Annotated in this window: 12 protein-coding genes; all 12 read left to right on the top strand. The window is 36.0% G+C overall.

From position 1 onward, the window contains the following. Window positions 1-91 precede the first annotated feature (91 nt). The 12 genes from ACTTKP_RS05315 (at window position 92) to pepF (ending at window position 11,292) form a co-directional block, all read left to right on the top strand. The gene (locus ACTTKP_RS05315; RefSeq protein WP_442552867.1) at window positions 92-823 is read left to right on the top strand and encodes a pseudouridine synthase; all 732 of its coding nucleotides are present in this window, start codon (window positions 92-94) and stop codon (window positions 821-823) included. Window positions 824-942: 119 nt separating this feature from the next. Next, a complete protein-coding gene (locus tag ACTTKP_RS05310) occupies window positions 943-1,791 on the top strand; it encodes a YitT family protein (protein ID WP_442552866.1) in 849 nt (282 codons plus the stop codon). Between the two features lie 83 nt (window positions 1,792-1,874). Continuing rightward, a complete protein-coding gene (locus tag ACTTKP_RS05305; RefSeq protein WP_442552865.1) occupies window positions 1,875-2,168 on the top strand; it encodes an IreB family regulatory phosphoprotein in 294 nt (97 codons plus the stop codon). Further along, entirely contained in the window at window positions 2,168-2,590 is a 423-nt protein-coding gene (gene ruvX, locus ACTTKP_RS05300) for a Holliday junction resolvase RuvX (RefSeq protein ID WP_442552864.1), read from the top strand. Before ACTTKP_RS05305 ends, ruvX begins: the two co-directional genes overlap by 1 nt. 20 nt (window positions 2,591-2,610) lie before the next feature. Next, window positions 2,611-2,919: a DUF1292 domain-containing protein gene (locus ACTTKP_RS05295; RefSeq protein ID WP_442552863.1), complete on the top strand. Its 309-nt coding sequence runs from the start codon at window positions 2,611-2,613 to the stop codon at window positions 2,917-2,919. 41 nt (window positions 2,920-2,960) lie between these two features. Further along, window positions 2,961-3,422 (top strand): Fur family transcriptional regulator, encoded by a 462-nt coding sequence (locus tag ACTTKP_RS05290; protein ID WP_442552862.1) that lies wholly within the window; start codon window positions 2,961-2,963, stop codon window positions 3,420-3,422. A 25-nt stretch (window positions 3,423-3,447) separates the two neighbouring features. Then, window positions 3,448-5,385: a ribonuclease J gene (locus ACTTKP_RS05285; RefSeq protein ID WP_442552861.1), complete on the top strand. Its 1,938-nt coding sequence runs from the start codon at window positions 3,448-3,450 to the stop codon at window positions 5,383-5,385. 16 nt (window positions 5,386-5,401) lie between these two features. Beyond that, window positions 5,402-5,806 carry an endolytic transglycosylase MltG gene (locus tag ACTTKP_RS05280; RefSeq protein ID WP_442552860.1) on the top strand — a complete coding sequence of 135 codons (405 nt, stop codon included), beginning with the start codon at window positions 5,402-5,404 and terminating at the stop codon, window positions 5,804-5,806. After that, window positions 5,803-6,456, top strand: a complete 654-nt coding sequence (locus tag ACTTKP_RS05275; RefSeq protein WP_442552859.1) for an O-methyltransferase — start codon at window positions 5,803-5,805, stop codon at window positions 6,454-6,456. The genes ACTTKP_RS05280 and ACTTKP_RS05275 overlap by 4 nt, the downstream gene beginning before the upstream one ends. 19 nt (window positions 6,457-6,475) lie before the next feature. Beyond that, a complete protein-coding gene (locus tag ACTTKP_RS05270) occupies window positions 6,476-7,723 on the top strand; it encodes a peptidase U32 family protein (RefSeq protein ID WP_442552858.1) in 1,248 nt (415 codons plus the stop codon). Between the two features lie 9 nt (window positions 7,724-7,732). Next, window positions 7,733-9,454, top strand: a complete 1,722-nt coding sequence (locus ACTTKP_RS05265; protein WP_442552857.1) for a phospho-sugar mutase — start codon at window positions 7,733-7,735, stop codon at window positions 9,452-9,454. Window positions 9,455-9,492: 38 nt separating this feature from the next. Further along, entirely contained in the window at window positions 9,493-11,292 is a 1,800-nt protein-coding gene (gene pepF / locus ACTTKP_RS05260; protein ID WP_442552856.1) for an oligoendopeptidase F, read from the top strand. Window positions 11,293-11,343 lie beyond the last annotated feature (51 nt).

Below are 11,343 nucleotides of genomic sequence, written 5' to 3'. Positions count from 1 at the left end.
TATATGGCACAATTTTTTTAGGATACTTTAATCTCAAATTGGGGTTTAACTTTCCGGTTTGAATAAATATATATATGAAACGGAGCAACCAATGTCAAAAACTATCAGACTTGATAAGTACTTATCAGATATGACTTCTGAAACCAGAAGCAAGGTGAAGGAATATATAAGAAAAGGTCGAATTACAGCTAACGGAGTTGTTATTAAAACTCCTGAAACCAAGGTAGATACTGAAAGTGATGAAATTTGTATAGATGGTAAGCAGGTGGGATATGTAGAATATTACTACTATATGATGAATAAGCCACAGGGAGTAATTACCTCTACAGAGAAGGGAAAAACCAAGACAGTTATGGATGTTTTTAAGGAAACAGAAGTAAACTGTCCGAGATTTGATGAGCTTTCTCCTGTAGGCAGGCTTGATAAGGATACAGAAGGGCTTTTACTTATTACAAATGACGGGGAATTAAACCACAAACTTCTTTCTCCTAAAAATCATGTGGATAAGGTTTATTATGCAGAGCTTAGAAACCCTGTTAAAGCATCTGATATAGAGATTTTTTCAAGTGGGTTAGATTTGGGAGACTTTATTTGTAAACCTGCTAAGCTTGAAATCTGTGATTCTGAAAATAAATTTGCAGCTAAAATTACAATATCGGAAGGAAAATTTCATCAGGTGAAGCGTATGTTTGAGGCTGTGGAGAATGAGGTTATGTACTTAAAGAGGCTTTCTATGGGAAGTCTTGTACTTGATAAAAACTTGCAATTAGGTGAAGTAAGAGAACTTACGGTAGAAGAAATAATAAGATTGAAAGAAATATAGAGAAAAAATATTGAATAGTTTGGGATAAATTGCCATTCAAATAAAAATATGCTATAATTTTAAAAATAAACATAGATTTTATCAGGTAGAAAAGATGAATCTGATTTTTAGGAGTAAACATGAAAGATAAGTATTGGTATTACATTCAGGATATGGCAGTAATCACCTTTGCTACATTTATAGTAGCAGTAGCCGTATTCTTTTTTATGATGCCAAATAATTTGGCTATTGCAAGCATAGCGGGACTGGCAATAGTTTTACAGAAATTTATTCCGCTCAGTGTAGCAACCATCAGTTTACTGTTTAATGTGGGGCTTTTAATTATAGGCTTTATTTTTATTGGTAAGGAATTTGGTGGAAAAACAGTATATACATCAATAATTTTACCTATTTTCATAGGAATTTTGGAAAAGATATTTCCGTCATACAATGGACTTACCAATGATGCATTCTTAGATATGATATGCTATATCTTTGTAGTAAGTATAGGACTTAGCCTTTTGTTTAATCACAATGCCTCTTCCGGAGGACTTGACATAATAGTAAAACTTCTCAATAAATATCTGCATATAGATAAGGGAAGGGCAATGTCGCTTGCAGGAATGTTGGTTTCGCTTTCTGCTGTTTTTGCCTATGATAAAAAAACAGTGGTTTTAAGTGTGCTGGGTACTTATTTAAATGGAATTATACTGGATTATTTCTTGTTTGGTACAAATATTAAAAAGAAGGTTTGTATTTTGTCTAATAAAAGAGAGGATATTAAGAGGTTTATCCTTGAAAATATGCATAGTGGAGCTACCTTGTACAAAGTTGTAGGTGCTTATAATAATACTGAGCAGGAAGAAATAGTGGCAGTAGTAAATAAAAGGGAGTATGGAATGCTTATGCAGTATGTAAGAATGACAGATCCTGATGCATTTTTGACAGTATCGACAATTAATGAGATTATGTATAAGCCTAAGTGCTAAACTTATTGCTTGCAATCTATCTCTACTTATATTAAAATTGAAGTAATATATTTAACAGAATTATTCGGAAGGAAGAAAAAGAATTGGCAGATATAAATAACACACAATATTTTAAAGAGGTAAGTGCCGTCCCTGAGATAGAAGTTGGGGATGTGATTAAAAAGGTATATGAGGCTCTTAATGAAAAAGGATATAATCCTGTAAATCAGCTTGTAGGTTATATTATGTCAGGAGATCCTACTTATATAACCAACCATAATAATGCCAGAAGTATGATAATGAAGGTTGAGAGAGATGAACTGGTAGAGGAGCTAATGGAACATTATATAGATTCATTTACCCATACTAAAAAGTCTATGTTCAAGGGTAAGCGTTAATGAGAATAATGGCACTGGATTTAGGCTCTAAGACCTGTGGTGTAGCTGTTACAGATGAATTAGGTATAACTGCACAGGGACTTGAAGTTATTAGAAGAAAAGAAGAGAATAAACTTCGCCAGACTTTAGCCAGGATAACAGAGCTTGTAAAGGAATATGAGGTAGAAAAAATAGTATTAGGCTATCCAAAGAACATGGATGGCTCTGTAAGTAAAAGGTGCGAGCTTTCAGAAGAATTTGCAAAAAAACTTACTGCGAGAACGGGTATAGAGGTCATACTTCATGATGAGAGGCTTACTACGGTAAGTGCTCATGAAGTAATGATAGAAGCCGGACTAAAGCGGGAAGAGCGTGAAAAAATAGTTGATAAGGTAGCAGCTGTATTTATTTTAGAAGATTATATGAATTCAAATAAAAAATAAAAATAAGAAATGGAGAAACTATGTTAGAGAATGAAGAATTAAGAACTATTGAGTTTGTTGATGAGGATGGAGAAAATGAAGAGCTTACAGTGCTCTGTCAGACAAAGCTTGCAGGAGTGAATTATCTTTTGGTTTCAGATGCTGAAATTGAAGATTTGGAGAATGATGATGAGACAGTCGATGTATTTATTATCAAAGAAGACAGTGTTTCTGAAGATGGAGAAGATGTGACCTACACAGTTGTAGAAGATGAAAAAGAAATTTTAACGGTATCAAAAGTCTTTGAAGAAATGATGGATGATGTGGATTTTGAGATAGACGAGGAATAATGTAAACGAAGTATATCAGAACCTGAGGAATAGGTGAAGCCATGCAGAATGAAAAAGGAAATGAGAATTTTAAGGCATTACTTAAGTCAAAGGGCTTAAAAGTAACAGGGCAGCGATTAGCTGTCCTTGAAGTGTTGCAACAGAGAGAGGATGAACATCTTACAGCAGAAGAAATCTTTGATTTAGTAAGATTAGATCATCCGGATATTGGGCTGGCAACTGTATATCGTACAATTCAGTTGCTATCAGACATGGGAATTATAGATAAGCTGAGTCTTGATGACGGATTTATCAGATATGAGATTGGTAAATCGTCTGCCAGTGGACACAGACATCATCATCTGATTTGCCTAAGCTGTAATAGTGTATTTTCATTTGAGAAAGATTTTATGGAACCGCTTGAAAATGAGATTAATAAGTTGACAGGTTTTCAGGTTGTCAACCATGAAGTTAAGCTCTACGGATATTGTAAGGCTTGCAGAGAGACTAACAATCAGGACTGATTTACTCCTAAATTAAGGAGGTAAAATGTCAGAAAATAATAATGATAAAAAGAATGATAAGAAATTTGGAAAACTGGTAGAGAGCATAGGAAAAGCTACAAACAGGTATAGGCGGACAAAAAAAGAAACTGAAGAATCGGTCCATAAAACTGAGAAAACAGCAAAAAAGAAAACAGAGAAAAGCCGTAAAATGAAGCAGGTAAATGAAGGTGTAAACATAGATAAGCTTCCGGCTATCTCTAAAATGAGAAAAGAAGTTTCGAGGGAAATAAAGCCAAGGAAGACGGCAAAAGAAGTAAAAAAGCCTGTTAAGGGGTTGAAAATTATACCGCTTGGCGGTCTTGAACATATCGGAATGAATATTACTGCTTTCGAATATGAGGACAGTATAATAGTTGTTGACTGTGGAATGTCATTTCCGGAAGATGATATGCTTGGAATAGACTGCGTTATTCCAAATGTAAATTATCTGAAAAAGAATATAGACAAGGTTAAGGGCTTTGTTATTACACATGGTCATGAGGATCATATAGGTGCATTGCCGTATATCTTAAAGGATATAAATGTACCGGTGTATGCAACAAGGCTTACAGTTGCGATTTTAGAGAGTAAATTAAGCGAAAGAAATATGCTTAAGACTACCAAAAGAAAAATATTAAAATATGGACAGTCGATTAATTTAGGTTGCTTTAGAATTGAATTTATAAGGACTAATCACAGCATAAGTGATGCAGCAGCACTTGCCATATATTCGCCGGTGGGTACAATAGTACATACAGGCGACTTTAAGGTAGACTATACGCCGGTATTTGGAGATCCGATTGATTTACAGCGGTTTGGTGAAATAGGCCGTAAAGGTGTGCTTGCACTTATGTGTGAATCCACCAATGTGCATAAACCGGGATTTACAATGTCAGAAAGATCTGTTGGAAAAACATTTGATAATATCTTTGCTGAAAATAAAAATAATAGGATTATCGTTGCTACCTTTGCTTCCAATGTAGACAGAGTTCAGCAGATTATTAATTCAGCTGAAAACTTTGGCAGAAAAGTAGTTGTAGATGGCAGGAGTATGGTCAATATTATAACTATAGCAAGAGAACTGGGTTATATTAACTTAAAAGAAAATACTCTTATAGATATTGACCAGATGAAGGACTATTCTGATGAACAGCTTGTACTTATAACTACAGGAAGTCAGGGAGAAGCTATGGCAGCACTTTCAAGAATGGCTGCTTCTATCCACAAAAAAGTCAGCATTAAGCCGGGAGATACAATAGTATTCAGTTCTACACCAATTCCCGGAAATGAAAAATCAGTATCAAGGGTGATTAATGAACTATATCTTAAGGGTGCAAAAGTGATTTTTCAGGATGCCCATGTATCGGGTCATGCTTGCCAGGAAGAGATAAAGCTGATGTATTCTCTAATTAAGCCTAAGTATTCTATTCCAATTCATGGTGAGTATAGACATTTGGTTCGCCATGCTGAACTTGCGGAAGATATGGGTATACCAAAAGAAAATATTTTCATACTCAAAAATGGAAATGTACTTGAAATCAAAGAAGATAGCGGAAAAGTAGTTGACCAGGTGGAATGTAAGGGAATTATGGTTGATGGGCTTGGAATAGGCGATGTAGGCAATGCCGTTATGAGGGATAGGCAGAAACTTTCTGAGGATGGTCTTGTTATAGTTACCTTTGCTATGGAAAAAGGAAGCAACCTCATGGTATCTGATGCAGAAATTGTAACGAAAGGTTTCATCTATGTAAAGGAATCGGATACAATACTGAAAGAAGCAATGAATACTGTAAATGAGGCACTAATCAGATGTCAGGATAAGGGAACTATTGAAAGAAATAGAATTAGAAATGAAATAAGAGATGCATTAAGTGATTTTATTTGGAAACAGACAAAGCGTTCTCCAATGATAATTACTATAATAACAGATGTTGAATATTGATTCAGGGGGTGAACTGGTGGCGGCCGGCAGAAGAACAGGAAGGATTGTATTAAATATATTTGGAGCAATTATACATATTTTTCTGAATATAATATTTTATATGGTAATAGTTTATATGGTGATTAAAGCCAGCCATTATGTATATGATTTTGCCTATCAGGTATTCGGCTCGGTATCAGTTACCAAAGATTCAGGTTATACTACAGAACTTACTATAAATAAAGGTGAGTCAACAATGGAGGTAGCAAGACTACTTGAAGCAAAGAAAGTAATACCTAATAAGTATTCTTTTTATGTAAGGGCGAAGCTGACTAAACTAAATATTTTGCCGGGAACTTATAAAGTCAGCAGTGATATGGATTATGACCGGATTTTTAAAGTAATAACTACGCCAAATAAAAGTACGGAGAAGAAAAAATGATGGTTGAGCATGAAAGATTTGAAGACTTCCTGGAGAGCATCCCGGATGGTCTACCGGAGTATCTTGCAGATTTAGAAATTCAAAGTATAAAAGATAATGTTCCCATTATAAGAAAAGGAAGTCAACATCTGATAAGGTTTATGCTGGAACTAAAAAAACCCTTGAATATACTTGAAGTTGGTACTGCCACCGGTTTTTCCTCGCTATTTATGCTTGAATTTTTGGATAAAAAGGCAAAGATAACTACAATCGAAAAAATGGAAGAAAGAGCCTTAAAGGCTGAGGAGAATTTTAAAAAAATTGATAAAAACAGGCAGATAACCCTCATAAAAGGGGATGCTATAGAAGTTTTAGATGAGCTTGTATCTAAAGGAAATACATACGATTTTATATTTATGGATGCGGCAAAGGGGCAGTATATTAATTTTTTTAACAACATAAAAAAACTGTTATTACCCAATGGAATATTTATTACAGATAATATGCTTCAGGAGGGAAGACTTCTTGACTCAAGGTATACAGTGGTGAGAAGGGATAGGACAATTCATGCCAGGATGAGGGAGTATGTGAAGTTACTTCTTTCAGATAAAGATTTAAAAACAATGCTTTTAGAAGCCGGTGACGGCATGGCAGTATCTGTTAAAAAGTAAATTTAGAATGGAAGAATGAATGAAAGATAATATTGAATTAAAAAAGCCGGAGTTGCTGATTCCGGCAAGCTGCCTTGAAGTACTTAAGCTTGCTATTAAATACGGTGCAGATGCTGTGTATATAGGTGGAGAAATGTATGGACTGAGGGCAAAGGCTAAAAACTTTTCCTGCGAAGATATGAAAGAGGGAGTAAGGTACGCCCACGAAAAGGGAAAGAGAGTGTTTGTTACAGCAAATATTACAGCACATGATAAAGATTTGGATGGAGTAAGAGAATATTTTAAGGAGCTTAAAGAAATAAAGCCTGATGCAATAATTATTTCAGATCCGGGTGTGTTTATGATTGCTAAGGAAGTAGTTCCTGAAATAGAAATCCATATCAGTACACAGGCAAATAATGTAAATTATGCAGATTTTAATTTTTGGTATGGACTTGGTGCTAAAAGGGTTGTATCTGCAAGGGAGCTTTCTTTAGATGAGATAGCAGAAATTAGAAAAAATATTCCTGCGGACAGGGAAATAGAGACATTTGTACATGGAGCTATGTGTATGGCTTATTCAGGACGATGCCTGCTTTCAAATTATATGACAGGCAGAGATGCCAACCAGGGAGCCTGTACCCATCCTTGTCGCTGGAAGTACCATGTGGTTGAGGAAAACAGACCAGGCGAGTACATGCCTATAGAGGAGAATGAAAGAGGGACTTACATATTTAACTCTAAAGACCTTTGTATGATAGACTATGTACCGGAACTTGTTAAGGCTGGAATAGACAGCTTTAAGATTGAAGGCCGTATGAAGACTGCTCTTTATGTAGCTACAGTGGCAAGAACTTATAGAAAGGCTATTGATGACTGGTTTGAGTCCACTGTTTTATTTGAGGCCAATAAAGGTTGGTATGCAGAAGAAATTAAAAAATGTACCTATCGTAACTTTACTACAGGTTTCTTTTTTGATAAGCCTGACAGCACTTCACAGATTTATGATAATAATACCTATGTAACAGGTTGTAAGTATTATGGTTATATAGATAAGGTAAATGAAGATGGCACTGCCATATTTGAACAGAAAAATAAGTTCAGTGTAGGCGATAAGCTTCAAATAATGAAGGCGGATGGCAGAGATATAAATGCTACAGTTCTTAAAATGTGGGATGAGAATGGGGCAGAGATAGAAGCCTGCCCACATCCTCAGTCCATAGTTAAGATAAAGTTTGACACAGATGTAGAGGTTATGGATATCATGCGTAGTGCAGAAGCAGAATAGGAGGAAGGTATGGACGACAAGAAACTTTATGAAGAGTGGCTTACAAGCCCTGTATTTGATGATGCAACAAAGGCTGAACTTAAGGCTATAGCCGGTAATGATGCTGAAATAAGGGACAGATTTTACAAGGATCTTGAGTTTGGTACGGGAGGGCTAAGAGGTGTAGTAGGAGCCGGTACCAACCGTATGAATCTTTACACAGTAAGAAGAGCTACTCAGGGACTTGCAAAGTACATAATAAGTAAGGGTGCAGAAGCTAAGGGGGTTGCAATTTCCTTTGACTCAAGACATTTTTCACCTGAATTTGCAGAAGCGGCAGCTCTTACATTAAATGCAAATGGAATTAAGGCTTATGTGTTTGACGCACTTCGTCCTACTCCGGAGCTTTCATATGCAGTAAGAGAGCTTAAGTGTACAGCAGGAATAATGGTCACAGCCAGTCATAACCCACCGGAATACAATGGATACAAGGTATATTGGGATGACGGCTGTCAGATAACAGCACCTGTAGATAAGGATATAATTGACCTTGTAAAGTCAACAGCATATTCAGATATAAAGACTATGGATAAGGACGAAGCTGTAAAAGCAGGGCTTTTCAATGTAATCGGTGCTGAAATGGATGATAAGTATGTGGCTGAACTTAAGAAACTCATTCTCAGTCCTGAAATTATAAAGAAACAGGCGGAGAACTTAAAAATAGTGTATACTCCTTTCCATGGTACCGGAAATGTGCCTGTCCAGAGAATGCTTAAGGAATTAGGATTTAAGGAAGTTTATATAGTTAAGGAGCAGGAAGAGCCGGATGGAGATTTTACTACTCTTGACTATCCAAATCCGGAAGATGAGAAGGCATTTGCACTTGCACTTAAGTTGGCTAAAGAAAAGGATGCAGACATAGTGCTTGCCAACGATCCTGATGCTGACCGTCTTGGTGTGTATGCAAAGGATAAGAAGACCGGAAAATATATACAGTTTACCGGAAATATGTCAGGTATGCTTCTTGCAGAGTATGAACTTTCTGTAAAGCAGGAAAAGGGATTACTTAAAGATGATAGTACCCTCATTACAACCATAGTTTCAACAAATCTTGCATTTAAGATAGCTGAGTATTATAAGCTTGACTTAATTGAGGTACTCACAGGCTTTAAGTTCATAGGGCAGCAGATTAAGGGCTTTGAAGAAAAGGGCAGAGGAACCTATGAGTTTGGTTTTGAAGAAAGCTATGGTTGCTTAATAGGAACACATGCCAGAGATAAAGACGGTATTATGGCTGTAGTAGGTCTTTGCGAAGCTGCTGCTTACTATATGGACAAGGGACTTACTCTTTGGGATCAGATGGTAAATATGTACGAGAAGTACGGATATTTCAAAGAGGGTATCTATACAATGACTCTTGCAGGAGAGGATGGTGCTAAGCGTATTAATGAAATCCTCGATAATCTCCGTAAGAATCCTCCAACAGAGCTTGCAGGCTATAAGGTAGTTAAGACAAGAGACTATGAAAACGATGTTGTTAAGGATTTAACTACCGGTGAGACCGGAACAACAGGACTTCCTAAGTCAAATGTACTCTACTTTGATATGACCGGCGATGCATGGTTCTGTGTAAGACCTTCAGGAACTGAGCCTAAGATTAAGTTCTATGCAGGTATTAAGGGAGAGAGCTTAAAAGATTCTGAGGAGAAATTAAATAAGGTGCTTGCAGAGCTTAAAAAGCTTGGAGACTGATAAAATAGATTTCGTATAAATATTAAGGAGATAGACCGATGGAAAATAAACTGCCAAAGAGAAGTGAAGTTGCCACAGAACTTACTTGGAAAATTGAGGACATATTTGCATCTGAAAAAGATTGGGAAAAAACTTTAAATGAGGCTGTAAGTTTAGCTGATGAAATTGTAAAGTTTTTAGGCAAGGCAGCTGAGAGTGCAGAAAACCTGTATCAGGTGCTTGAAATGGTTGAAAAGTGTAATTTGAAATGCCATCTTGTATTTGGATATGCATTTAAAATGAGAGATGTGGATACCACAGCTACTTTGGGGCAGACACTTTATTCAAAGGCCATGTCATTGGAAGTAGGAATTTCTGAAAAATTATCCTTTTTAGAACCTGAAATTATAGCTGTAAGCGATGAAGTTATAGAAAAATTCTATAAGGAGAGACCGGAGCTTATAAAATATAAGGTATTCATTACAGAAGTAAGGAGAGGCAAAGAGCATTCTCTAAGTCCGGAACTTGAAAGGCTGCTTGCCGGAACAAATGAAATTTCTGAGCTTCCTTATGAAGGCTTTGCAACTCTTTCAAATGCGGATCTCAAATTCCCTGAGATAACTGATGAAAAAGGCGAAAAAATACAGATTACAAATGGTAGATTTGTACCACTTGAGGAAAGCAAAGACAGGAATCTGCGTAAAGAAGTTTTTGAAAAATATTATGAAACATTTGGAAGTTTCAAAAATACTTGGGCAACTCTTTATGCAGGACAGGTTAAACAACTTATGTTTAATGCAAGAGCAAGAAAGTATTCTTCAACACTTGAGGCTGCTGTTGACAGTAATAATGTATCACCTGAAGTTTATAAAAATCTTGTAGAGGCAATAAATGACAATCTTGATAAGATGCATAGATATGTAAGACTTAGAAAGAAACTCTTAGAAGTTGATGAACTTCATATGTATGATGTATATGTGCCGATAGTTAAGGATTATGAGGTAAAATATACCATAGAAGAGGCTAAAGAGCTTGTGCTTAAAGCAGTGGAGCCTCTAGGAACTAATTATGTAAATCTCTTAAAAAAGGCTTTCACAGAGCGTTGGATAGATGTAGTTGAAAATGAAGGTAAGCGTGGTGGTGCTTATTCATCAGGAGTTTATGGAGTACATCCTTTTGTACTTCTTAATTTCAATGGAACTCTTGATAATGTTTTCACTCTGGCTCATGAAATGGGACATGCTATGCATTCATATTTTTCAAATGAAAAACAGCACTTTATGGATTCACAGTATAAGATTTTTGTAGCTGAGGTTGCCTCTACTACAAATGAAGTACTTCTTATGGAATATATGCTTAAAAATGCTAAGGATAATAAAGAAAGAGCCTATCTTCTTAACCATTATATGGACAGTTTTAAAGGCACTATTTACAGGCAGACTATGTTTGCAGAATTTGAAAAAACTGCAACTGAGATGGCTGAGGGAGGTGAGCCTCTTACACATGAGAACCTCACTGCACTTTATTTAAAATTAAATAAAAAGTATTTTGGTGAAGATATGGTGAGTGATGAATTGATAGGTTACGAGTGGATGAGAATACCTCATTTCTACTATAATTTCTATGTATATCAGTATGCGACAGGCTATTCGGCAGCTGTTGCTATTGCACATCGTATCTTAAAGGAAGGTGAAACTGCGTTAAAGGATTATATGGAATTTTTACATAGTGGATGTACCGCTGACCCTGTCAGTCTCCTTAGAATAGCAGGAGTAGACATGGCTACAAAAGAGCCTATTAACTCTGCACTTGAAGTATTTGAGAGAGTTATAGAGGAAATGGAAAGATTGATTAAGTAAGTTACAGAAGCATATTTGAGTTAAATATAAGAGCATTTTGTTGGACATATT

Origin of the sequence: Catonella sp., assembly GCF_052169795.1 — a bacterium.
Lineage (GTDB): Bacteria > Bacillota > Clostridia > Lachnospirales > Lachnospiraceae > Catonella.
The sequence above is the reverse complement of the archived record's forward strand: the minus strand, read 5'-3'. Positions and strand labels throughout refer to the sequence as shown.